This is a genomic window from Cellulomonas sp. PS-H5 (genome assembly GCF_019265565.1).
In the GTDB taxonomy this organism is placed as follows: Bacteria; Actinomycetota; Actinomycetes; order Actinomycetales; family Cellulomonadaceae; genus Cellulomonas.
In genome coordinates, this window is the sequence record NZ_JAHVCI010000005.1 from 34,215 (window position 1) to 58,293 (window position 24,079).

General features: G+C 74.7%; 20 protein-coding genes. 10 read left to right on the top strand and 10 right to left on the bottom strand.

Going from position 1 to position 24,079, the window contains the following annotated elements; all coding sequences use genetic code 11:
* Positions 1–13: 13 nt before the first annotated feature.
* The gene (locus tag J5O08_RS03840) at positions 14–535 is read left to right on the top strand and encodes a histidine phosphatase family protein (protein WP_218705530.1); all 522 of its coding nucleotides are present in this window, start codon (positions 14–16) and stop codon (positions 533–535) included.
* A gap of 10 nt (positions 536–545) precedes the next feature.
* On the opposite strand, the gene serB is transcribed toward J5O08_RS03840, so the two are convergent.
* Entirely contained in the window at positions 546–1,190 is a 645-nt protein-coding gene (serB, locus tag J5O08_RS03845) for a phosphoserine phosphatase SerB (protein ID WP_308281324.1), read from the bottom strand.
* Positions 1,191–1,245: 55 nt separating this feature from the next.
* The gene (locus J5O08_RS03850) at positions 1,246–2,487 is read right to left on the bottom strand and encodes a glucose-1-phosphate adenylyltransferase (RefSeq protein ID WP_217615714.1); all 1,242 of its coding nucleotides are present in this window, start codon (positions 2,485–2,487) and stop codon (positions 1,246–1,248) included.
* Positions 2,488–2,557: 70 nt separating this feature from the next.
* On the opposite strand from J5O08_RS03850, the gene glgA reads away from it, so the two are divergent.
* Positions 2,558–3,778: a glycogen synthase gene (gene glgA, locus J5O08_RS03855; RefSeq protein ID WP_218705531.1), complete on the top strand. Its 1,221-nt coding sequence runs from the start codon at positions 2,558–2,560 to the stop codon at positions 3,776–3,778.
* A 7-nt stretch (positions 3,779–3,785) separates the two neighbouring features.
* Here the strand turns inward: glgA and J5O08_RS03860 are convergent, their stop codons facing one another.
* A complete protein-coding gene (locus J5O08_RS03860; RefSeq protein WP_218705532.1) occupies positions 3,786–4,610 on the bottom strand; it encodes a hypothetical protein in 825 nt (274 codons plus the stop codon).
* A gap of 55 nt (positions 4,611–4,665) precedes the next feature.
* Between J5O08_RS03860 and J5O08_RS03865 the strand changes: the two genes are divergently transcribed.
* The 7 genes from J5O08_RS03865 to J5O08_RS03895 all read left to right on the top strand — a co-directional run bounded on the left by J5O08_RS03865 (position 4,666) and on the right by J5O08_RS03895 (position 14,380).
* On the top strand, positions 4,666–5,451 hold the full coding sequence (locus J5O08_RS03865; protein ID WP_217615711.1) for an ABC transporter ATP-binding protein: 786 nt from the start codon (positions 4,666–4,668) through the stop codon (positions 5,449–5,451).
* Positions 5,452–5,621: 170 nt separating this feature from the next.
* Positions 5,622–6,104, top strand: coding sequence for an NfeD family protein (locus J5O08_RS03870; RefSeq protein WP_217615710.1), 483 nt, complete (start codon positions 5,622–5,624; stop codon positions 6,102–6,104).
* 73 nt (positions 6,105–6,177) lie between these two features.
* A complete protein-coding gene (locus J5O08_RS03875) occupies positions 6,178–7,401 on the top strand; it encodes an SPFH domain-containing protein (protein WP_217615709.1) in 1,224 nt (407 codons plus the stop codon).
* Positions 7,402–8,053: 652 nt separating this feature from the next.
* Complete coding sequence (locus J5O08_RS03880) at positions 8,054–8,800, top strand: TetR/AcrR family transcriptional regulator (protein ID WP_218705533.1); 747 nt, start codon at positions 8,054–8,056, stop codon at positions 8,798–8,800.
* 226 nt (positions 8,801–9,026) lie between these two features.
* On the top strand, positions 9,027–10,760 hold the full coding sequence (locus J5O08_RS03885; RefSeq protein ID WP_218705534.1) for an ABC transporter ATP-binding protein: 1,734 nt from the start codon (positions 9,027–9,029) through the stop codon (positions 10,758–10,760).
* A gap of 143 nt (positions 10,761–10,903) precedes the next feature.
* Positions 10,904–12,841: an ABC transporter ATP-binding protein gene (locus J5O08_RS03890; RefSeq protein WP_255589274.1), complete on the top strand. Its 1,938-nt coding sequence runs from the start codon at positions 10,904–10,906 to the stop codon at positions 12,839–12,841.
* Between the two features lie 114 nt (positions 12,842–12,955).
* The gene (locus J5O08_RS03895; RefSeq protein ID WP_218705535.1) at positions 12,956–14,380 is read left to right on the top strand and encodes a sugar MFS transporter; all 1,425 of its coding nucleotides are present in this window, start codon (positions 12,956–12,958) and stop codon (positions 14,378–14,380) included.
* Positions 14,381–14,584: 204 nt separating this feature from the next.
* Here the strand turns inward: J5O08_RS03895 and J5O08_RS03900 are convergent, their stop codons facing one another.
* On the bottom strand, positions 14,585–15,235 hold the full coding sequence (locus J5O08_RS03900) for an isochorismatase family protein (protein WP_218705536.1): 651 nt from the start codon (positions 15,233–15,235) through the stop codon (positions 14,585–14,587).
* Positions 15,236–15,409: 174 nt separating this feature from the next.
* Positions 15,410–16,258 (bottom strand): putative protein N(5)-glutamine methyltransferase, encoded by an 849-nt coding sequence (locus J5O08_RS03905; protein ID WP_374225921.1) that lies wholly within the window; start codon positions 16,256–16,258, stop codon positions 15,410–15,412.
* Between the two features lie 149 nt (positions 16,259–16,407).
* On the opposite strand from J5O08_RS03905, the gene J5O08_RS03910 reads away from it, so the two are divergent.
* Positions 16,408–17,421 (top strand): methyl-accepting chemotaxis protein, encoded by a 1,014-nt coding sequence (locus J5O08_RS03910; RefSeq protein ID WP_218705538.1) that lies wholly within the window; start codon positions 16,408–16,410, stop codon positions 17,419–17,421.
* A 12-nt stretch (positions 17,422–17,433) separates the two neighbouring features.
* Here J5O08_RS03910 and J5O08_RS03915 read toward each other — a convergent pair whose 3' ends face one another.
* The 5 genes from J5O08_RS03915 to J5O08_RS03935 form a co-directional block, all read right to left on the bottom strand.
* The gene (locus J5O08_RS03915; protein WP_218705539.1) at positions 17,434–19,341 is read right to left on the bottom strand and encodes an ABC transporter ATP-binding protein; all 1,908 of its coding nucleotides are present in this window, start codon (positions 19,339–19,341) and stop codon (positions 17,434–17,436) included.
* Positions 19,341–20,216, bottom strand: a complete 876-nt coding sequence (locus tag J5O08_RS03920) for an ABC transporter permease (protein ID WP_308281327.1) — start codon at positions 20,214–20,216, stop codon at positions 19,341–19,343. The genes J5O08_RS03915 and J5O08_RS03920 overlap by 1 nt, the downstream gene beginning before the upstream one ends.
* A complete protein-coding gene (locus tag J5O08_RS03925; protein WP_218705541.1) occupies positions 20,213–21,208 on the bottom strand; it encodes an ABC transporter permease in 996 nt (331 codons plus the stop codon). Before J5O08_RS03925 ends, J5O08_RS03920 begins: the two co-directional genes overlap by 4 nt.
* A 67-nt stretch (positions 21,209–21,275) precedes the next feature.
* Entirely contained in the window at positions 21,276–22,976 is a 1,701-nt protein-coding gene (locus J5O08_RS03930) for an ABC transporter substrate-binding protein (protein ID WP_255589261.1), read from the bottom strand.
* Positions 22,977–23,019: 43 nt separating this feature from the next.
* Positions 23,020–24,036: a LacI family DNA-binding transcriptional regulator gene (locus tag J5O08_RS03935; RefSeq protein WP_218705544.1), complete on the bottom strand. Its 1,017-nt coding sequence runs from the start codon at positions 24,034–24,036 to the stop codon at positions 23,020–23,022.
* Between the last annotated feature and the right edge of the window lie 43 nt (positions 24,037–24,079).

A 24,079-nucleotide genomic window follows, 5' to 3' on the forward strand; every position in this document is an offset into this window, starting at 1 on the left:
GACGCTGGTGCGCGTGACCCACGGCTCCGCGCACCAGCTCGTCCTGCTCCGCCACGCGAAGGCGGAGCACCCGGGCTCCCTCGACGACCAGCTCCGACCCCTCGCCCTCGCCGGGCGGAAGCAGGCCTCCGAGGTCGGCACGGGGCTGCGGGCGGCGGGCCTGGTGCCCGACCTCGCGCTGGTGTCGTCGGCGCTGCGCACCCGGCAGACCTGGGACCTGGTCCGCGCCGGGCTCGAGGTGCTGGCGGAGACCGCCCGGCTGTCCGACGACGTCTACGCCGCCGGCATCCGGCAGCTGCTCGGGCTGCTCCGCGAGCTCGACGAGTCCGCCGGCACCGTGCTCGTCGTCGGCCACGAGCCGACCGTCTCGCAGACCGCCGCCGCGCTCGCGGGCCCGGGGTCGGACGACGCCGCGCTCGCGCGGGTGCGCGTCGGGGTGTCGACCGCGTCGTACTCGGTGCTCGAGGTGCCGACGGCGTGGGCCGACCTGGAGCCGGACGGCGCCCGCCTGCTGCGCGTGGTCGACCCGGCCTGAGCCGAGCGCGTCAGGCGAACGGCGGCAGGTCCAGCACGGCGTCCAGGCGGTCGCGCACCTCGGCGTCCGCCTGCGCGCAGACGACCGGCTTGGCGTTGAACGCGATCCCGAACCCCGCGGCCGCCAGCATGTCGAGGTCGTTCGCCCCGTCGCCGATCGCGACCGTGCGCTCCAGCGGCACCCCGGTCTCGGCGGCGAACTCGCGCAGCGTCCGGGCCTTCACGGCGCGGTCCACGACCTCGCCCGCCACGCGGCCGGTGAGCGCGCCGTGCTCGACCTCGAGCGCGTTCGCGCGGTACCGGGGGATGCCCAGCCGGTCGGCCAGCGGCCCGACGACCTCGACGAACCCGCCGGACACCAGCCCGACCGGCCAACCGCGCCGGTCCAGCTCCGCCAGGAGCTCGACGGCCCCGGGCGTCACGACGACCTCGGCCAGCACCGCCTCGAACACCGACACCGGCAGCCCCGCCAGCGTCGCGACCCGCGCGCGCAGCGACTCCGTGAAGTCGAGCTCCCCGCGCATGGCGCGCTCGGTGATGTCGGCGACCTCGGCGCGGGAGCCGGCGTGCTCGGCCAGGAGCTCGACGACCTCCTGGGTGATGAGCGTCGAGTCGACGTCCATGACGACGAGGCGGGTGGGTCGCGGAAGGCTCACCCGGGCAGGCTAGCGGGACGCGTCCCGCGCGTGCGGGGCGCGTCCACGCCCGTGCCTACAGCTCGATGACCGCGCCCTTCGGCACGACCGTGATGCCCGACTCCGTCACGGTGAACCCGCGCTCGAGGTCGTGCTCCCGGTCGATGCCGACCCGCGCCCGCTCGTGCACCACGACGTTCTTGTCGAGGATCGCGCGGTGCACCTGGGCGTACCGGTTGACGATGACGCCGTCCATGAGCACCGAGTCGGTGACCTGAGCCCAGGAGTGCAGGTACACGCCCGGCGACAGCACCGAGCCCGACACCGTCGCCCCGGACACGATCACGCCCGGGGACACGATCGAGTCGGCGGCGTGGCCGAGGCGCCCGGCGCCGGCGTGCACGAACTTGGCCGGCGGCAGGCCGGTGTAGCCCGTGTACAGCGGCCAGGCGTCGTTGTAGAGGTTGAACACCGGCTCGATCGAGATGAGGTCCTGGTTCGCGTCGTAGTACGAGTCCAGGGTCCCGACGTCCCGCCAGTACTGCCGGTCCCGGTCGGTCGAACCCGGGACGTCGTTGTTGATGAAGTCGTAGACCGCCGCCGTGCCGCGCTCGACGAACGCGGGGACCAGGTCGCCACCCATGTCGTGCCGGCTGCTGGGGTTCTCCGCGTCCTCCGTCACCGCGCGGATCAGCGCGTCGGTGTTGACCACGTAGTTGCCCATCGACGCGAGGATCTCGCCGGGGGAGTCCGGCAGCCCGACCGGGTCGGACGGCTTCTCCCGGAACGCGGTGATCTTCGTCGGGTCGTCGGGCGCCGTCTCGATGACGCCGAACTGGTCGGCCATCGCGATCGGCTGCCGGATGCCGGCGACGGTCATCTCGGCCCCGGTCGCGATGTGCTGGTCGACCATCTGCGAGAAGTCCATGCGGTACACGTGGTCGGCGCCGACCACGACGACGATGTCGGGCCGCTCGTCGTCCAGGATGTTGAGGCACTGGTAGATCGCGTCGGCGCTGCCGAGGTACCAGTGCTTGCCGACCCGCTGCTGCGCGGGCACGGGGGAGACGTAGTTGCCGAGCAGCGTGGACATGCGCCAGGTCTTCGACACGTGCCGGTCGAGGCTGTGCGACTTGTACTGCGTCAGCACGATGATGTGCAGGTACCGCGAGTTCACGAGGTTCGACAGGGCGAAGTCGACCAGGCGGTAGATGCCCCCGAACGGCACGGCGGGCTTGGCGCGGGCGGCGGTCAGCGGCATGAGCCGCTTGCCCTCTCCACCTGCGAGGACGATTGCCAGGATGCGCGGCGCTGCCATGCCCCGACCGTAGTGCCACCACCTGCGTCTCGGCGAGGCGAACTTCCCGTTCCGCGCTAGCGTGTCGCGCGTGAGAGTCGACCTGCTGACCCGGGAGTACCCGCCCCACGTCTACGGGGGCGCCGGCGTCCACGTGGCGGAGCTCGCCGCGGTGCTGCGACGCAGCGTCGACGTGCGGGTGCACTGCTTCGACGGCGCGCGCGACGAGCCCGGCGTGACGGGCTACGACGTGCCCGCACCCCTCGGCGACGCCAACCCCGCGCTGGCCACCTTCGGGGTGGACCTGGCGATCGTCGACGGCGTGGGCCGGGGCGACGGGCCCGCGACCGACCTGGTGCACTCGCACACCTGGTACGCCAACCTCGCGGGCCACCTCGCCTCGCTGCTGCACGGCGTGCCGCACGTGGTGTCGGCGCACAGCCTGGAGCCGCTGCGCCCGTGGAAGGCCGAGCAGCTCGGTGGCGGGTACGCGCTCTCGTCCTGGGCCGAGAAGACGGCCTTCGAGTCCGCCGCCGCCGTGATCGCGGTGAGCGCGGGCATGCGTGCGGACATCCTGCGCTGCTACCCGGCGATCGACCCGGAGAAGGTCCGCGTCGTGCACAACGGGATCGATCTGTCCGGCTGGCGCCGCCCGGAGACGGACGACGAGTGGACGACCGCCCGGGACGTGGCGCGCGCCAACGGCATCGACCCGGACCGGCCGGCGGTCGTGTTCGTCGGGCGGATCACCCGGCAGAAGGGCCTGCCGTACCTGCTGCGCGCCGCCGAGTCCCTGCCGCCCGAGGTGCAGCTCGTGCTGTGCGCCGGGGCGCCGGACACGCCCGAGATCCTCGCCGAGGTGACCGGGCTGGTCGAGCAGCTGCGCGCGAAGCGGGACGGCGTGGTGTGGATCGAGCGGATGCTGCCGCGCGACGAGCTCGTGGCCGTGCTCGCGACGGGGACCGTGTTCGCCTGCCCGTCGGTCTACGAGCCGCTGGGCATCGTCAACCTCGAGGCCATGGCCGTCGGGCTGCCGGTCGTCGGCACCGCGACCGGGGGCATCCCGGAGGTCGTGGACGCCGGGGCCACGGGCTGGCTGGTGCCGATCGAGCAGGTGCAGGACGGCACCGGCACACCCGTCGACCCCGACCGGTTCGTGGCCGACCTCGGCCAGACCCTTGCGGAGGCCGTGTCCGACGCGGAGCGCGCACGGGCGTGGGGCGTCGCGTCGCGCCGGCGGGTGGAGGACCACTTCTCCTGGGACGCGATCGCCGACCGGACGCTCGAGGTGTACCGCTCCGTCCTGGGCTGAGCCGCGGTCAGCCCCGGCGCGGGTCCGGCGCGTCGTGCGCCGGGTGCGTCGCGACCGCCAGCGCGCGGCGCGCCGCGCGGTCGACGTCCCGCAGCGCCGACGTGCGCTGGTCGGCCTGCCACAGGTTGACCGCGGCGCCGTCGTCGGCCGCCGCGATGTCGACGATCGCACGCAGCCGCAGCGCCGAGCCGATGACCCGCACCCTCCGGGGGTCGAGCCCCGGGGGGAGCACGCCGCGCGCGTCCGGGGTGTCGCGGAGCGCCGCGATCCGCTCCGCCGCGTCCGGCCGCCAGCGCGCGACGTCGAGCGTGGTCAGCGCCTCGGTCGCGCGGGTGAGCGCCGTGGTCAGCTCCCGGTCCGCCTCGGCCAGGGTCCCGACGTGCCCGACGAGCGCGGTGCGCCACGGGGCGACCGGGTGCACGGACCACGTCACCAGGTGCCCCGCCTCGTAGACGCTGCCGAACACCTCCACCCGCGGGACCGCGGCGTAGTCGCCGTCGGGGGTGCTCACGAGGACGGCCTCGCCCGCCTCCTGCGCCGCCCCCGCGACCGACACCGGGGCGCCCGCGGGGTCGCCGGGCGCCGGCAGCACGGCGGCCACGACCCGCGGCCCGCTCGCCCACGCCGCCACCAGGTCCGCGAGGGTCACCGAGCCCCGCGCGCCGTCGTCCAGCCCGGGCACGTCGGCGTCGGGCACGACGACGCGGTGCGGCTCGTCGTCGCCCTGGACGGCGACGAGCGTGCGCTGGACGGGGTCGGCGCCGGAGCCCGCCTGGTCGAGCCAGAGGGCGAGGCGCACGGAGCGGGGCAGGGCGAGGGCGGTGCGGTCCACGCCACCAACGTACGTCCACGTCCGGGCCGCCCCGGGCGGCTAGGGTCTGGTGTCCATGACCTCCGTGCTCGACCTGCAGGACGTGACCATCCGCCGCGGCACCACGACGATCCTCGACGGGCTGTCCTGGACGGTCCGCGAGGGCGAGCGCTGGGTGGTGCTGGGCCGCAACGGCGCCGGCAAGACGACGGTGCTCCAGGTGGCCTCGGGCCGGATGCACCCCACCTCCGGCACCGCCGACCTGCTGGGCTCGCGGCTCGGGCGCGTCGACGTGTTCGAGCTGCGCCCGCGCATCGGCCTGGCCAGCGCGGCGCTCGCGGAGCGCATCCCGGGCGGCGAGGTCGTCAAGGACGTCGTGCTGACCGCGGCCTACGGCGTGACGGGCCGCTGGCGCGAGGCCTACGAGGCCGTCGACGAGTCGCGGGCCGCCGACCTCATGGCCGCCTTCGGCGTCGAGCGGTTCGCCGACCGGTTCTACGGCACGCTCAGCGAGGGCGAGCGCAAGCGGGTGCAGATCGCCCGCGCGCTGATGAGCGACCCTGAGCTGCTGCTGCTCGACGAGCCCGCCGCCGGGCTGGACCTGGGCGGTCGCGAGGAGCTCGTCGCCGCGCTCGCCGAGCTGGCCGCCGATCGCCGGTCGCCGGCGCTCGTGCTGGTCACGCACCACGTCGAGGAGATCCCGCCCGGCTTCACGCACCTGCTGCTGCTCGCCGACGGGAAGGTGCACGCGGCCGGACCCGTCGACGAGGTCCTCACGTCCGAGAACCTCACCGGGGCGTTCGGCACGCCGCTCGAGGTCGAGCGGTCCGGCGACCGGTGGACCGCTCGCGGGCGGCGCTGACCTGGTTCATCCTGGTTCGTCCGGTCGGTCGACAGGCTCCCGGATTTCCTCACAGGTCGGTCAAGGGATCGTCTAGGATCGGTGGTGAGCGGCCGCTCGGCGGTCGCCCGCACGTGAGGTGACGGACAGTGGCGCCCGGTCCCGGGCGCCCGGGCTGAGAGGGGCCGACGATGGACTGGCTGTGGTGGCTGGGCGGCGCGCTGCTGCTGGGCGTCGCCGAGATGTTCTCGCTGGACCTGATCTTCCTCATGCTCGCGGGCGGCGCCCTGGCGGGCGCGCTCGCCGCGGCCCTCGACGCCCCGCTGGCGGTCCAGATCATCGTGGCCGCGGCCGCCGCGCTGCTGCTGCTGTTCGCGCTGCGGCCGTTCCTGCTGCACCGGCTGCGCGAGCGCACCCAGCTGGTCGAGACCAACTCGGCCGCGCTGGTCGGGCGGCCCGCCGTGGTCGTCGCCCCGACCGACGCCTCGGGCGGTCGCGTGAAGCTCGGCGGCGAGGTCTGGTCCGCGCGCTCGCTGGTGGTGGGCACCTCGTTCGACACCGGCACCGAGGTCCGCGTCGCGCGGATCGACGGGGCGACGGCGGTCGTGGAGGCCGTCGGCGACCGGCCCGCGACCGACGGCTCCGGAGCACCCGGGGCCCCCGCGGGCATCTGACGGACGGCGGCGGCCGACCGGTCGCCGCCGCGCACGTGCGGCCCCACCCGGGCCGCGGCTGGGAGGAGACGCAGTGGACGACCCGAGCATCGGCACGATCGTGGGGTGGGTGCTCCTCGCCATCCTCGTGATCTTCGTCGTGGTGACCCTGGCGCGGGCGGTGCGGGTCGTCCCGCAGACCGTGGCGCTGCTCGTCGAGCGGCTGGGCCGGTACCACCGGACCATGGACGCCGGCCTGCACCTGATCATCCCGTTCATCGACCGGGTCCGGGCGGGGGTCGACCTGCGCGAGCAGGTCGTGTCCTTCCCGCCGCAGCCGGTGATCACCTCCGACAACCTCGTCGTGAGCATCGACACCGTCATCTACTTCCAGGTGACCGAGCCCAAGTCCGCGGTCTACGAGATCGCGAACTACATCACCGGTATCGAGCAGCTCACGGTGACCACGCTCCGCAACGTCATCGGCTCGATGGACCTCGAGCAGACGCTCACCAGCCGCGACCAGATCAACGGCCAGCTCCGCGGCGTCCTCGACGAGGCGACCGGCAAGTGGGGCATCCGCGTGAACCGCGTCGAGCTCAAGAGCATCGACCCGCCCGCCTCCGTCCAGGGCGCGATGGAGCAGCAGATGCGCGCCGAGCGCGACCGCCGCGCCGCGATCCTCACCGCCGAGGGCGTCAAGCAGTCCCAGATCCTCACCGCCGAGGGTGAGAAGCAGGCCGCGATCCTCCGCGCCGAGGGTGCCGCGCAGTCGGCGATCCTCACCGCCGAGGGCGAGTCCCGCGCGATCCTCCAGGTGTTCGACGCCGTGCACCGCGGCGACGCCGACCCGAAGCTGCTGGCCTACCAGTACCTGCAGGCGCTGCCGAAGCTCGCGGCGACCCCCGCCAACAAGGTGTGGATCGTGCCGTCCGAGCTGACCGGCATGCTCGGCCAGTTCACGCAGGGGTTCGCGGGCGCGTTCGGCGGCGCGGGCGGCGCGGCGCCGGAGGGTGCGCCGTCGGGCCGGGCGGCGGGGGAGTCCCCGCTCGGGCCGGACGACCTCCCGCCGGTCGCGCTGACCGACCCGAAGGAGGCGCTCGCCGAGGCGCGGCGCGAGTCCGAGGCCGCCACGGCCGACGCCACCAGCGCCGGCACCTACAGCGGCCGGCCGTTCGACCCGGTCGCCGAGGCCGGGCAGCGGCCGCAGCCGGGGGCGACGCGGCGCGAGCAGCGTGACGCGGGCCCGGGTCAGGTCCCGCCGGCCGAGCCCGAGCCGCCCGTGCAGCCGGGCCCGCCGGCGCCGCCCGCGCCGTGAGCCGGGGCCGCGCGCGCTGACGCGCAGGACGCTCGGTCCGACGCCCGTCGCACCCTTCGGGGTGCGGCGGGCGTCGTCGCGTGCGGCGGCGGTGGCGGCAGCTCGTGGCGAGATCGGTCGTTCGCGTCGAGATCGGCGGCTCGCGTCGGGATCGGCGGCTCGCGTCGGGATCGGCGGCTCGTGCCGAGATCGGCGGCTCGTGCCGAGATCGGTGGCTCGTGCCGAGAACGGTGGCTCGTGCCGAGAACGGTGGTTCGCGTCGAGAACGGTGGCTGGAAACGCCGATCTCGACGCGAACCACCGATCTCACGGGGTCGAGCGTCGTGTTCGGTGGGTGTCGCCGAGTTCGGTGGCCGTACGCGCCGAACTCGGCGGCACGTACCGAACTCGCCGACCGCGCGGGCGAACTCGTCGACACGCGGTGCCGAGATAGGGCCGTTGCGCCGAGGTAGGACCGTCCAGAGTCCTATTTCGGCGCGGCGGTCCTATCTCGACGGCTGGAGGCGCCGGGCGGTGGGGGCGCCGGGCGGTCGGGGTTGCCGCGAGGTGGGATTGCCGCTGGGGGAGTCGCCGCCGAGGCGAGTAGCCGCGGGCGTTCGCCCGGGACGAACGGCCTGGACGAGTGAGTGCTCACTCACTTACGCTCGGCGGCATGGACGAGCCCCGGACCGGACGCGCGCGGCCGATGAGCCGCGACGAGCGACGCGCCGCCATCGCGCTCGCCACGGTCCCGCTGCTCGAGGCGCACGGCGCGCAGGTGTCGACCCGGCAGATCGCCGTGGCCGCCGGGGTCGCGGAGGGCACCCTGTTCCGGGCGTTCGACGACAAGGTCGAGCTGCTGACCGCCGCCGCGGAGCGCGCGCTCGACCCGGCCGCCGGGGTCGCGGAGATCGACGACCTGCCCCGGGCCGCGGACCTCGCGGCCGAGCTCACCCAGCTCGCCGACGTGATGGCCGCCCGTGGACGCCGGGTGCGGCGCGTCATGTTCGCGGTGCACGCGATCCTGGCGTCCGACGAGGGCCGCCGCGCCGCCGCCGTGCGCGGGGCGCGCGGTGCCGACCCGCTCGGTCGGCCGATCGCCGGGCCCGCGCGTGCCGGCGCCGACGCCGCGCACGCCGACGACGCGGCGCACGCACCCGGCCACCGCCCCGGCGACCGGCTCCCGCTGCACGGCCCCTCCGGCCGCGACGCCCGGCTGCGCGCGCTCGCCGAGGTCCGTGCCGCGGTGGTCCGGCGCGTCGAGGCGTACCGTGGCGAGCTGCGCATCGAGCCCGAGCGGCTCGCGCACCTGCTGATCGCAGCGGTGATGGGGCAGGGCCCGCCGGTCCTGCCCGACGACGACGGGGTCCCGGTCACCGAGCTCGTCGACGTGCTGCTGCACGGCGCCGCCCGCACCTGAGGCCCGCGCCCCCGAAGACCACCGAGCGCGTCGCGACCGACCCGGCGCCCCGACACCACCCCTGCGCCCGAGCGGGGGAGCTGACCCACCCAGGCCCCGGCTCGATCCCCGGGGCCGCCCGCCACGACCCCGGCCTCGCCGCCGGGCGCCGCACCCGTCCGCCCCGCCCGGCCAGCGCCGCGGACGCACCGCCCCACCCCGGCCCGCCGCCCCACCCGGGAGACCCATGCTGCTCCGCCTGCTCCGGGACTACCTGAGGCCCTACCGGCCCCAGGTCGTCGCCGTGCTGCTGCTCCAGCTCGCGCAGACCATCGCGACGCTGTACCTGCCCAGCCTGAACGCCGACATCATCGACAAGGGCGTCGCCGTGGGCGACACCGGCTACATCATGCGGATCGGCGCCCTGATGCTGGGCGTCAGCCTGCTCCAGGTCGCCTGCTCGATCGCCGCGGTGTACTTCGGCGCCCGGGTCGCGATGGCCTTCGGCCGGGACCTGCGCGAGGGGTTGTTCACCCGCGTGCAGGACTTCTCCGCCCAGGAGATGGGCCAGTTCGGCGCCCCGTCGCTCATCACCCGCACCACGAACGACGTGCAGCAGGTGCAGATGGTCGCGCTGCTGTCGTTCACCATCATGCTGATGGCCCCGATCATGCTGGTCGGGGGTGTCGTGCTCGCGCTGCAGGAGGACGTGGCGCTGTCCGGGCTGCTGCTCGTCGTCGTCCCGGTGCTCGGCATCGTCGTCGGGCTGATCGTCAGCCGGATGGTGCCGTACTTCCGGACGATGCAGAAGCGGATCGACGCGATCAACCGCGTGATGCGCGAGCAGATCACCGGCCTGCGGGTCATCCGCGCGTTCGTGCGGGAGCGCCGCGAGGCCGCCCGCTTCGCCGAGGCGAACGACGCGCTGTTCGACACCTCGCTGCGGGTCGGCCGGCTCATGTCGCTGATGTTCCCGACGGTCATGCTCATCATGAACATCACCAGCGTGGGCGTGCTGTGGTTCGGGGCGGGCCGGATCGAGGCCGGCGACATGCAGATCGGCGCCCTGACCGCGTTCCTCAGCTACATCATGTACATCCTGATGGCGGTCATGATGTCGACGATGATGTTCGTGATGGTGCCCCGCGCCGTCGTGTCGTCCGAGCGCATCACGGCCGTGCTCGACACCGAGTCGTCGGTCGTCCCCGCGGCGCAGCCCGTCCGGCTCGAGCGTCCCCAGGGCCGCCTGGAGCTGCGCGGCGTCGAGTTCCGGTACCCGGGCGCCGAGCGGGCCGTGCTGCACGGCGTCGACCTGGTCGCCGAGCCCGGGCAGACCACCGCCGTCATCGGCTCGACGGGCTCGGGCAAGACCACCCTCGTCAACCTGGTGCCGCGGCTGTTCGACGCGACGGCCGGCACGGTCGCCGTCGACGGGGTGGACGTGCGCGACCTGGCCCCCGAGGACCTGTGGTCGATGGTCGGTCTCGTGCCGCAGCGGCCCTACCTGTTCAGCGGCACCGTCGCGTCGAACCTGCGGTACGGCAACCCCGACGCCACCGACGAGGACCTCTGGCACGCGCTGCAGGTCGCGCAGGCGCGGTCGTTCGTCGCCGAGATGCCCGGGGGCCTGGACGCCCCGATCGCGCAGGGCGGCACCAACGTGTCGGGCGGGCAGCGGCAGCGGCTCGCGATCGCCCGGGCCCTGGTCCGCAAGCCGGCGATCTACCTGTTCGACGACTCGTTCTCGGCGCTCGACTTCGCCACCGACGCGGCGCTCCGGGCCGCGCTGGTGCCGGAGACGCGCCGGTCGGCGGTCGTCGTGGTCGCCCAGCGCGTCGCCACGATCCGCGACGCGGACCGGATCGTCGTCCTGGACGAGGGCGCGGTCGTCGGCACCGGCACGCACGCCGAGCTCATGGCGTCGTGCGCCACCTACCAGGAGATCGTCCTGTCCCAGCTGAGCGTGGAGGAGGCGGCGTGAGCGCGCAGGACCGGACCGCCCGGACCCCGGACCCGACCCCGGACGACAGCCGGGACGTCGCGGGCGTCGCCCGGGACACCGCCACCGAGCCGCCCGCCCAGGCCTCCGCCGCCGCGGCGCCGGCCGCCCAGACCCCGCGGCGGATGCCCCGGCGCGGGATGGGGCCCGGCCCCGGCATGGGGATGGGCATGCCCGGGGAGAAGTCCCTCGACTTCAGGGGCTCCCTCAAGCGCCTGGCCGGCGTGCTGCGCCCCGAGTGGCCGAAGCTCGCGGCGGTGCTGCTGCTCGGGATCGTCTCGGTGGCGCTCGCGGTCACCGGGCCGAAGGTGCTCGGCAACGCGACCAACGTCATCTTCAACGGCGTCGTCGGCGCGCAGCTGCCCGAGGGCGTCACCAAGGCCCAGGCGATCGAGGGCCTGCGCGCGCAGGGGCAGGACCGGCTCGCCGACATGCTCGGCGGCATGGACGTCGTGCCCGGGCAGGGCATCGACTTCACCAGCCTGCGGAACCTGCTGCTCGCCGTCGTCGCGATCTACGTCGTCTCGGCGCTGTTCGGCTGGCTGCAGGGCTGGATCACGACGGGCGTCGTGCAGCGCGTGGTGTTCGGCCTCCGCGAGCAGGTCGAGGCCAAGCTCGGCCGGCTGTCGCTCAAGTACTTCGACGGGCAGCCGCGCGGCGAGGTGCTGAGCCGGGTCACCAACGACATCGACAACGTCGCCCAGACGCTGCAGCAGACGCTGTCCCAGCTCATCACGGCCGTGCTGACCGTCGTCGGCGTGCTCGGGATGATGTTCTGGATCTCCCCGCTGCTGGCGCTGGTCGCGCTCGTGACCATCCCGCTGTCCGTGGCCGTGACGGCCGCGATCGCCAAGCGGTCCCAGCCGCAGTTCATCGGGCAGTGGACCTGGACCGGCAAGCTCAACGCCCACATCGAGGAGATGTACACCGGGCACGCGCTGGTCAAGGTGTTCGGCCGGCAGCGCCAGGCGGTGCAGGAGTTCCACGACCAGAACGACGAGCTCTACACCGCGTCGTTCAAGGCGCAGTTCATCTCCGGGATCATCCAGCCGGCGATGGGCTTCATCGCGAACCTCAACTACGTGATCGTCGCGGTGGTCGGCGGCCTGCGGGTCGCGTCCGGGACCCTGACGCTCGGCGACGTGCAGGCGTTCATCCAGTACTCCCGCCAGTTCACGCAGCCGATCACCCAGATCGCCTCGATGATGAACCTGCTGCAGTCGGGCGTCGCGTCCGCCGAGCGGGTGTTCGAGCTGCTCGACTCCGACGAGCAGGAGCCCGACCCGGCGCGGCCGGCGCGACTGCCGGCGCGGGTGCAGGGACGGGTCGCGTTCGAGGACGTCTCCTTCCGGTACGTGCCGGAGACGCCGCTCATCGACGGCCTGTCCCTGGTCGCCGAGCCCGGGCAGACCGTCGCGATCGTCGGGCCCACCGGCGCCGGCAAGACCACGCTGGTCAACCTGCTCATGCGGTTCTACGAGATCGACGGCGGGCGGATCACCCTCGACGGCGTCGACACCCGGGAGCTCACGCGCGACGACCTGCGCTCACGGGTCGGCATGGTGCTGCAGGACACCTGGCTGTTCGGCGGCACGATCCGGGACAACATCGCGTACGGCGTCGAGGACGTCCCGGAGGACCGGCTGGTCGAGGCCGCGGTCGCCACGCACGTCGACCAGTTCGTGCGCGCGCTGCCCGACGGCTACGACACCGTGATCGACGACGAGGCGGCGAACCTGTCGGCGGGGGAGAAGCAGCTGCTGACCATCGCCCGTGCGTTCCTCGCCGACCCGGCGATCCTCGTGCTCGACGAGGCGACGTCCTCCGTCGACACCCGGACCGAGGTGCTCGTGCAGCAGGCGATGAACGCGCTGCGGTCGGGGCGGACGTCGTTCGTCATCGCGCACCGGCTGTCGACCATCCGGGACGCGGACGTCATCCTCGTCATGGAGCACGGGTCGATCGTCGAGCAGGGGTCGCACGACGAGCTGCTCGCCGCCGGGGGCGCGTACGCCCGGCTGTACGCGAGCCAGTTCGCCGCGGCGGTGGCCGTCCAGGACTGACAGCGACGGGGCGGGCGGCGACACCGCCCAGCCCACCTGCTCGCCCGGCCGCGGGCCGGGGTCCCGATCCGGGGTCCCGGCCCGCGGCGCACCGCCGCCACTAGGGTCGGCGGCGTGACGACGCAGACCCCGGCACCGGCGCCTAGGCTCTACCGGGACCGGTTCACCCTCACCCTCGACGGCGTGTTCGTCACGTGGGGCTGGCTGCTCTACTCCTTCAACCCGAGCGTGCCGCTGCTGGCCGCCGAGCTCGGGGTGTCGAACGCCCAGGCCGGCCTGCACGGCACCGCGATGGCCGTGGGCGCGGTCCTGGCCGCGGCTCTGACGCCCTGGACCGTGCTCCGGCTCGGGCGCCGGGCGGCGTTGGTGGGCGCGGGCGTGCTGATCGCCGTCGGCATCGGCCTGCTGACCAGCGGCTGGACGCTGCCCGCGACGCTGTCCGGGATGGTCGTGGTGTCGGTCGGCGGCAACGTCGCGGTGAGCGCGGCGCAGGCGGGGCTGGTGCTGCACCACGGGCGCACCGCGTCGGCGGCGGTCACCGAGGCGAACGGCGTCGGGTCGGGGATCGGGCTGCTCGGGCCGCTCGCGGTCGGCGCGTGCGTGGCGGCGGGCTGGGGCTGGCGGCCGGCGGTCGCGGTGACCGCGGCGCTCGCGCTGGCGACCGCGGTGGCGGTGCGGCTGCTGCCCGAGGAGGGGGCGCTGGGGCGGCCGCGGCGCGTGCCGGAACCCGCGACGGCGCGGGCGTCCCGTCCACCGGGGGCGGCTCCCCGGCCGGCGTCGCGCCTGGGGGTACCCGGGCCCGGGACGTCGCGCCCGGAGCGGCCGGCGTCGAGCGCAGCGGCGCCCGGGCCTGCGAGCCCGGACCTGTCGCGCGACCCCGGCGCCGCCGAGGTGCGGGCGCGTGCGGATCAGCGGGATTCGCGGTCGGGCGCGGCCGCAGCCGGGCGCGCGGTGCTGGCGTCGCGGTGGTTCCTGGTCGCGGTCGTCGCGGCGCTGGCGCTCGAGAACGCCACGACCTACTGGGCGACCGACCTGGTCCGGGACCGCACCGGTGCCGGCGCCGGGATCGCCACCGCGACGACCGCGGGGCTGGTCGCCGGGATGACGCTGATCCGGTTCGTCGTCGGGCCGCTGTCGCTGCGGGTGTCGCCGGCCCGGTTGCTGGCCGCCTCGTTCGGCGTGGCAGTCGCCGGCTGGGCCGTGCTGTGGACCGCGACGAGCGCCGCGGTCGCGCTCGCCGGGCTGTTCCTGGCCGGGCTCGGGTACGGCGCGCAGTACCCGCTCGGGATCGCCCTGCTGCTCGGCGCCGCGGGCGGCGCGACGGACGCGGCGCAGGCCCGGGCGACCGTCGGCGGTGGGGTGGCCGTGGGGCTCGCGCCGTTCCTGCTGGGGGCGCTCGCGGACGCCGTGGGGTCGCACACGGCGTTCCTGGTGGTGCCGGTGCTGGCGGTCGTCGGCGGGGTGGCGGCGGTGGCCGGCGGGCGCGCGTGGCGGCGCGAGCGTTTGGGCGTGCCGGTCGCGGCGGGCGAGCCGGCCTGACAGGGGCGCGCGGGCCGAGGTCGTCACGTCGGCGCGAGGTCGTCAGCACGCGACGAGGTCGTCACACCGCGACGAGGTCGTCACACCGCGACGAGGTCGTCACACCGCAACGAGGTCGTCACAAACGAGTGTGACGACCTGACGGGTCGCGAGGGCGGTCGGCACGTGGCGAGACGGCCCCGGTGCTCGCCGACGCCCGTGCGGTCAGCGGGCGTCGGACGTGGTGAGCGTGACGCCGCGCGCGGCGAGCCGGGTGAGCGCGTCGATCGTGGTCCGCACCCCGACGCCCGCGGTGAGGTCGGTGAGCACCCGCACGTCGAACCCGGCGGCCAGCGCGTCGAGCGCCGTGGCGGTCACGCAGTGGTCGGTGGCGAGGCCGACGACGTCCACGCCGTCGACGTCCCGCGCCCGGAGCGCGTCGGCGAGCCCGGCGGGGGCGGCGTCGGCGAGTGCCCCGGCCTCGGCGGCGGACTCGGCACCCGTCCCGCCGGACTCGGGCGTCAGCACGCCCTCGAAGCCCGAGTAGTCCTGCCGCCCCTGCCCCTTGCGCACGTGCACGGCGTCCGCGGGCAGCCGCAGCGCCGGGTGGTACGCCGCGCCTGCGGTATCGCGGACGCAGTGCTCGGGCCAGGTGGCGACGTAGTCCGGCTCGGCGCCCACCGCGAAGTGGCCCGCGTTGTCGTGGGGGAGCGGCTCGTGCCAGTCGGCGGTCGCGACGACGACGTCGTACGCGTCGGCCGCGCGGGACAGGAAGGCGGTGACCTGCTCGGCGACCGCCGCGCCGCCCACGACGGCCAGGGCGCCGCCCTCGCAGAAGTCGTTCTGCACGTCCACCACGATCAGCGCGCGAGCCACCGGGACCTCCTCCTCGCCGGGCGCCGGGGTGCGCCCGTCCGCACCCACCCTAGGCGCGGGTGGGGCGGAGCCGTTCCCCACCCGTTTCTCGCGCAGACCCCCGATCGATCGGGGGTCCGCGCGAGAAAGGGGTGGTGATCGGGCTCGTGGAGCGCGCCGCTGGGCGTCGCGGGGCTACGCGCCGCGGCGGGTCGCGATCACGACGGTGCCGTCCAGGTCGTCGTCGTGCACGACCCGCACCGTCAGGCCCTGGCCCTCGCACGCCGCGGCGGTGTCGCCCGCCTGCCGGACGCTGGTCTCGATCAGCAGGTGCCCACCCGGCGCGAGCCAGCGCGGCGCGGACGCCGCCACCCGGCGGTGCAGGTCGACGCCGTCGGCGCCGCCGTCGAGGGCGACGCGCGGCTCGTGGTCCCGGGCCTCGGTCGGCATGTGGGCGATCTCGGCGGTCGGGACGTACGGCGCGTTGGCCACCAGGACGTCGACCCGGCCCTCGAGCTCGGCGGGCAGCGGGGCGTCGAGGTCGCCGAGCAGCACGGTCGCATCCGCCGGGCCGAGCGCCGCCGCGTTTCGGCGCGCGCACGCGACGGCCGCGGGATCGAGGTCGACGGCCCACAGCGCGACGCCGGGGTGCTCCGCGGCGACCGCGAGCCCCACGGCGCCCGTGCCGCAGCACAGGTCGACCACAACGGGACGGGCGCCGGTCGCGCCGGTCACGCCCATCGCGCCGATCGCGCTGCCCGCGCCGCCCCGCAGCGCCCGCACCGCCTCGCGCACCAGCAGCCCGGTGCGCGCCCGCGGCACGAACACCCCAGGCTCCACCCCGATCCGCAGTCCCCGGAACTCGGCCCACCCGACGACCTGCTCCAGCGGCTCGCCGGCCACCCGGCGTGCGGTCATCGCGTCCAGCTCCGCCGCGTCCCGGGCCTCGGCGACGAGCAGCGCCGCCTCGTCCTCGGCGAACACGCACCCGGCGGCGCGCAGCCGGGCGACGAGCGCGGCCAGCGCGGCAGAGTCGAGATCCAGGGGCACGGCGGGCAATCTACGCCGCCGCGCGCACCCGCCAGCCGAACGCCGCCGGCCGAACCCACGCCCCCGGGTCGCTCAGCGCGGGGCCTCGCCCGCCGATAGAGCGGACGAGTCGGGGGACTGGGGTTCGTCGGAGGGACGACGTCGTGCCGGAACGGGTCGTGCGGCTGGCCGAGGAGGTCGGTCGCGTCACGGGTGAGAAGCTGCAGGGCATCGAGCAGGTCGCCCGCAGCACGAAGATGCTCGCGCTGAACGCGCTCATCGAGTCGGCGCGCGTCGGGGAGGCGGGCGCGGGGTTCGCGGTCGTCGCGCGGGAGGTCGGCGAGGTCGCCGATCGCGCGCGGGCGCTGTCGGAGGAGCTGTCGTCGGAGCTGCGCCCGCGGATCGACGAGCTGACGGTCCTCGGGCACGAGCTCGTCGGCCGGGTGCGCGGCCAGCGGCTCGCGGACCTGGCGCTGAACGTGATCGAGCTGATGGACCGCAACCTGTACGAGCGGTCCTGCGACGTGCGGTGGTGGGCGACCGACGGGGCGCTGGTCGACGCGCTGGCGACGGGCGACCCGGCGGCGGCGCGGCACGCCGGCGACCGGCTGGCGACGATCCTGCGCAGCTACACCGTCTACCTCGATCTCTGGCTGGCCGACGCGTCCGGTCGGGTCGTCGCCCGGGCGGGCACCGGCGGTGCTCCCGGCGTGGTCGGCTCGGACGTGCGCGACGAGCCGTGGTTCCGCGCCGCGCTCGCCACCCGGTCCGGCGACGACTACGCCGCCCTCGACGTCGCCCCGCACCGCGCGCTCGGCGCGCTCACGGCGACGTACGCGACCGCCGTGCGGGAGGGCGGCCGCGCCGACGGCCGGCCGCTGGGCGCGCTGGGCGTGTTCTTCGACTGGGAGCGGCAGGCGCAGGCGATCGTCGACGGCGTGCGGCTCGGACCGGGCGAGCGCGAGGCCACCCGCGTGCTCATCCTCGACCGGGACGGGCTCGTGCTCGCGGCGTCCGACCGGGCGGGGGTGCTCGCGGAGCGGGTCGCGCTGCGGACCGGCGACCGCGCGACCGGGGCCTACGAGGAGGACGGGCGGGCGGTGGGATTCGCGGCCACCCCGGGGTACGAGACGTACGCCGGGCTCGGCTGGTACGGCGCGCTGGTGCAGCAGGGCTGAGCCCCGGGCGACTCACCGCGCCACGACCCCCGGCGGACGCGGCACCGCCGCGAGCAGCGTCTCGGTGTACGCGTGCTCCGGCTCCCGCACGACCCGCACCGTCGGCCCCTGCTCCACCACCGCGCCGTCCCGCATCACCATGAGGTCGTCGGCGAGCAGTCGCGCGCTCAGCAGGTCGTGCGTGATGTAGAGCATGGCGACGTCCTGCTCCTGCACGGTGGTCGCCAGCAGCTCGAGGATCTCCGCGCGGATCGACACGTCGAGCATCGAGATCGGCTCGTCCGCGATGAGCAGCCGCGGGCGCGGCGCCATGGCCCGGGCGATGACGACGCGCTGCCGCTGCCCGCCGGAGAGCTGGTGCGGCAGCTTGTCGACGTACAGCGACCCGGGCGACAGCCCGACGCCGTCGAGCAGCGCGACGACCCGCTCGCGGAGCGCGTCGCCGGACAGCCCGAGGTGGTTGCGCAGCGGGCGGCTGACCGAGGCGCCGACGGACTTCGTCGGGTTGAGCGCCGCGAACGGGTCCTGGAACACCATCTGCACCTGCGACCGGTACGCCCGCAGGTCGGCGCCGCGCAGGTGCGTGACGTCCCGGCCCTCCAGCGTCACGGTGCCGGCCGTCGGCCGCTCGGTGCCGGTGAGCATCTTGGCGACCGTCGACTTCCCGGAGCCGGACTGGCCGACCAGCGCCTGGACCCGACCGGGCGCGAGCGCGAACGACACACCGCGGACGGCGCGCACCTCCTCGCGCCGCAGCCCGCGGCGGCGGGTGTAGGTCTTCACCAGGCCGTCGGCGACCAGCAGCGGCGAGGGCGCGGTGGTGGCCCCGCCGGACCTCACCGGCCCGGACGCCCATGCCATCACCTCCGGGAACGGCGGTGCGGCGTCCGGGACGGTCGGCTCGTCGGCTCCCTCGGGAGTCTGCCGGTGGCAGCGCACCAGCCCGTCCTCGTCGTCGGCACCGGGCTCCGCGCCGCCGGCGCCCCCGACCCCGGGCGGGGCCAGCACCGGCGGCACCGCCGCGCACGCCGCCACCCGCACCGGGCACCGGGGCGCGAACGCGCACCCCGCAGGCGGCGAGTCCAGCGACGGCGGCCGCCCCGGCACCGCGGTCACCGACACGTGCTCGTCCCGCGGGTCCGCGAACGACCCGAGCAGCCCCCGGGTGTACGGGTGCAGCGGGTCGGCCGCCAGCGCGGCGCTGGGCCGCGACTCCACGACCTGCCCGGCGTACATCACCAGCACCCGGTCGGCGATCTCCAGCACGGTGCCGAGGTCGTGGCTGATGAACAGCACCGAGAACCCGTGCTCCCGCTGCAACCGGCGCAGCAGGTCGACGATCGACCGCTGCACCACCACGTCGAGCCCGGTGGTCGGCTCGTCCAGCACGACGAGCCGCGGCCGGAGCAGCAGCGCCAGCGCGAGCACGACCCGCTGCCGCATCCCGCCGGACAGCTCGTGCGGGTAGGACCGCAGCACCCGCTCGGCGTCGAGCTCCACGTCGCGCAGCACCTCGAGCACCCGCTCGCGCGGGTCACCCTCGGTGCGCGGGTCCCAGTGGTGCGCCTCCATGGCGTCCCGGAACTGCCGCTCGACGCGGAGCACGGGGTTCAGGGCGTTCATGGACGACTGGAACACCGTGGCGATCTCCCGCCAGCGCAGCCGGTTCAGCTCGCGGTCGGTCAGGGCGTACAGGTCCTGGCCGTCGAACCGGACCTCGCCGCCGGCGTGGTGCGCGGGCCGGTCGAGCAGCCGGAGCAGGGCGTTGCCGAGCGTCGACTTGCCGCAGCCGGACTCGCCGAGCAGCCCGACGAACTCGCCCTCCGCGAGGTCGAAGGACACGTCCCGGACGGCGTGCGCGGGCGGCAGGTCCCGGGACCGGTAGTCGACGGACAGGTGGCGGACCTCGACGAGCGGCATCACGGCTCCCTCAGGTGCGGGTTGCTGAGCGCGTCGACCCCGAAGTTCACGAAGGTGAGCGCGGTGGTGAGGAGGGCCAGCAGCAGGCCGGGCACGACCAGGCGGGCGAACGCGCCGGTCAACAGGGCGCCGTCGGTGTTCGCCCAGTAGAGCATCGTCCCCCAGGAGATGGTGTCGGGGTTGCCGATGCCGAGGAACGCGAGGCCGGCCTCGGCCCCGATGGCCCCGCCGACCGCGCCGATGAACCCGACGACGATCAGCGACGTCATGTTGGGCGCGATCTCCCGGAAGATGACGTGGAACGTGCCGTCGCCCGCCATGCGCGCGGCCTGGATGTACTCGCGGTTCCGGAGCGTGAGGATCTGCGCGCGCTTGAGCCGCGCGGCCCCGGCCCAGCCGGTGATCGAGATGACGATGATGACCATCCACTCGCTGCCGCCGCCGGGGACGTAGGCGGCGAGCGTGATCATCAGCGGCAGCGCGGGGACGACGAGCGCGAGGTTGGTGACGAAGGACAGCACCTCGTCGACCATCCCGCCGAGGTAGCCCGCGGTCATGCCGACCAGCAGCGAGATCGTGGTCGCGATCGCCCCGGCGACCAGGCCGATCACCAGCGACGTCCGGGCGCCGAAGATCGCCTGGGACGCCACGTCGTAGCCCTTGCCGGTGGTGCCGAACCAGTGCTCCGCCGACGGAGGCAGCCCGCCGGCGAACGACCGGTCGCGCGGGTCGTACGGCGCAATGACCGGCGCGAGCAGCGCCAGCAGGACGAACGCCAGCAGCAGGAGCATCCCGAACCGGGCCTTCTTGTTCCGCCACAGGATCGTGAACCACTGCGGCGCCCGGGCGCGGGGTCGCAGCGCCGCGGCGGTCACGCCGCCTCCTTGCGCCGGGCCCGCGGGTCCAGGACGCCGTACAGCACGTCGGCGACCAGGTTCGCGACCAGGACGCCGACCGCGATGAACAGGAAGATCGTCTGCATGAGCGGGTAGTCCTTGTTCGAGACGGCCTCGAGCAGCAGGCGGCCCGTGCCGGGGTAGTTGAAGGTCTGCTCGACCAGCACGGTGCCGCCGATCAGGCCGCCCAGGGCGAGCGCGAACCCGGTGACGTTCGGCAGGATCGCGACGCGCGCGCCGTAGGCGATCGCCAGCCGGCGGTTCGACAGGCCCTTGGCGCGGCCGAACCGCGCGAAGTCCTCGCCGAGCGACTGGACCATGTTGTTGCGCATGCCGAGCAGCCAGCCGATCGGGCCGGTGATCATGATCGCGGCCGCCGGCAGGATGAAGTACGGCCACGCGTCGGCGACGAAGGCGGCGGTCGGCGCCGGCTCCATCAGCCCCGAGTACCCGCCCGACGGCGGCAGCCAGCCGAGCGTGATCGCGAAGACGTAGATGAGCACCAGCGCGATCCAGAAGAACGGCAGCGTGCCGACGAACGCGGACGTCACGGTCAGCACCGAGTCGAACGTGGTGCCGCGCCGCCACGCGACCCAGGTGCCGAGCAGGGTCCCGATGACGAAGGACAGCACGAGGGTGACGCCGACCAGCACGATCGTCCACGGCACGGCCTCGCCGATGACGTCGGACACCGAGTAGGGGAAGTAGGTGTACGAGACGCCGAAGTTCCCGCTCGCCATGTTGCCGAGGTAGTCGAGGTACTGCCGCCACAGCGGCTCGTCGGGGACGCCGAGCATCGTCCGCACCGCGGCGAGCTGCGCGGGGTCGACCCGGGCCTCCTTGCCGGCGATCCGCTGCAGGATCGCCTGCGCGGGGTCGCCGCCGGAGAGCCGGGGGATGAGGAAGTTCAGGGTGACGGCGCCCCACAGGGTGAGGAGGAAGAACCCGATGCGCCGCGCGAAGTAGGCCATGTCGTCGCTCCGTCGCTGGTCGCGGCGGGGCGCGCGGGTCGAGCCCGGCGCACCCCGCCGCGGGCGGTCAGCCGGTGACCGGGGTCAGCCGCGTGAAGATCAGGTGCTGGTTGTCCGGGCCCGCGTGCGGGTCCTCGGCGCTGGGCCAGCCGGTCGCGTTCTTGGTCGTGTACTCGAACCACTTGCCGCCGTACCAGAGCGGGATGAACGGGACCTCGTCGATCATCACCTGCTGGAGCTGGTGCACGATCGGCTTCTGCTCGTCGGCGTCGGGCGTGCCGGCGAGCTGCGCGAGCAGGTCGTCGGTGTGCGCGTCGGACCAGCGGACCTCGTTGGTGGTGGCCCGCTCGCCGATCGGGGCGGTGTTCGCCGAGCCGAGCGGCTCGTCGTAGTTCTGGAACATCGAGCACTGCCCGGCGCGGACGCCGAACGTCATGTCGAAGTTGCCGACCAGCCGGTCCTGCTCGAGCGTCGGGAACTCCGGCGTCTCGACCGTGACCGCGATGCCGAGCGCGTCGAAGTCCTCCTTGAGCGAGTTGGCGGCCGCGGTCCAGTCGCTCCAGCCCTGCGGGGTGATGAACGAGAACCGCAGCGGCTCGCCGTCCGCGCCGAGCCGGCGTCCGGAGTCGTCCAGCGCGTACCCGGCGGCGGTCAGCGCCGCGTCGGCCGCGTCCGGGTCGTACGGCAGGTAGCCCTCGTCGGGGATGGTCGGGTCCAGCCAGTCGGCCTGGCCCGGCAGGACCAGCAGCGTCTGGCTCGCGACCTCGACGTACCCCGACCCGGCGTCCTCGGTGAGCGCCACCCGGTCGAGGCCGACAGAGATCGCCCGGCGGAACTCCACGTCGTCGAACGGCGCCTTCTCGAGGTTCATGAACAGCGAGATCGGGGAGCCGGACGGGAACCAGTAGCGGTGGTGCTCCGGGTCCTTGGCGACGTAGGTGTCCTCGATGTCGGGGACGTACATCGAGTTGTTGTCGTACTCGCCCCGCGCCAGCTTGAGCTGGTCCACCTGGCCGCCGGCGTCCGCCTTCTCGAACCACAGCTCGTCGACGACGACCGTGTCCGCGCGCCACGAGTCCGGGTTCCGCTCGACGGTGAACCGCTGCGGGTTGAACGACTTCACGGTGAACGCGCCGGTGCCGACCGCGGCGTCCTCGGCGGTGAACGTGACCGGGTCGTCGACGTCCGCCCACACGTGCTCCGCGACGACCAGGGTCTGCAGGTACATCCCGGACCGCGAGAACGACGGCTGCTCGAACGTCAGCACGACCTCGGTGTCCGACGTCGCCTCGGCGCCGACCAGCCCGGGCGCGACGCCGCGGGTGTCGAGGGCGGGGTTGTCCCGGAGCAGGTTGAAGGTGAACGCCACGTCCCGGGCGCTGAACGGCTCGCCGTCGTTCCAGGTCACGCCGTCGCGGGTGGTGATCCGCAGCTCGGTCGGGCTGGTCCACTCGTAGCCCGTCGCGAGCTGCGGCTCCTCGGTGCAGTCGTAGGTGTTGATCACGTAGAGCTGGTCGTAGATCGTCCACAGCGGCCCGAGCGCCGTCGCCGAGAACGGGTTGTAGTTGGCCTTCGGGTTGGTCTGGCCGGAGAAGTCGCCGAGCACCAGGTGCGACACCCGGCCCTCGTCCGTGAGCCGGTCGCCGGGGGCGCCGCTGCCCTGGCCGCCCCCGCTGCCGCCGCCGGTGCAGGCGGTGAGGGCGAGCGCGGCGGCGGCGGCGCAGGCGGCCAGCCGCGCCCGGGACCTCCGTCGTGATCGTGCGTGCATGAGCATCCTTCCTCGTTGAAGGGTGGTGACGCGGTGCCGTGGGCTAGGTCGAGCAGCCGCACGACTCGCGGAGCACCGGCCGGGTCGGCAGGACCCGGTCGTCGGGGGGCAGGGGAGCGAACGGCTCCCGGGTGCGGCGCGTCGCCGCGAGCACGAGCTCCGCGGCGGTCGAGCCGAGGTCGTGCACCGGCTGGTGCACGGTCGTGAGCGTGGGGGAGGCGAGGGCCGCCAGGTCCAGGTCGTCGAACCCGACGATCGCCACGTCCCGGGGGATCGCGACCCCGAGGCCCGGCAGCGTCGCCAGGACCCCGAACGCGAGCTCGTCGTTGGCGCACACCAGCGCGTCGGGCAGGTCGCCCTCGGCGTGCAGCTGGCGCGCGGCCATCGCGCCGTACCGGGCCTCGAGCCCGTGGTGCACCGGCGCGCCGTGCTCGGCCAGGCCGGCGGCGGCGAGCGCGTCCCGGAACCCGGCGTACCGCGCGGTGGTGTCGGGCGAGCCGTCGGTGGTGCCGACGAACCGCAGCCGGCGGTGGCCGTGCGCCTCGACCAGGTGGGCGGTGAGCTCGCGCGCCGCCGCCCGGCCGTCGGTGCGCACGGTGAGCAGGTCGGGGTGCTCGCCCGCGACCAGCACCACCGGCAGCTTCTCGGCGATCGAGGCGAGCAGGTCGTCCGGCACCGTGCCGCCCTGCACGATCAGCCCGTCGGTGCGCAGCGCGAGCTGGTGCACCGCCTGGACCGCGTCGTGCCGGAGGTGGGTGCCGAGCACGTTGACCGCGAGGCCGGCCTCGGCGGCGACCGACTCGGCGCCCTGGATGAGCGCGGCGAAGTACGGCCCGCCCAGGCCCGGCAGGACGACGCCGAGGGTGTGGTGCCGCTGGTAGGCGAGCCCGCTGCCGAGCACCGACGGCGTGTAGCCGAGCGCCTGCATCGAGGCGAGGACCCGGTCCCGGGTGCTGCCGGTCACCACCGGGTCGTCGTGCGTGACCCGGGAGACGGTCGCGACGGACACCCCGGCGTGCCGCGCCACGTCGCGCACGGTGGGTCGCCCGGTGCCGGCCATCTCGGTCTCCCTCGTCCGAACCGGCCCTGGATGTAACCGGTTA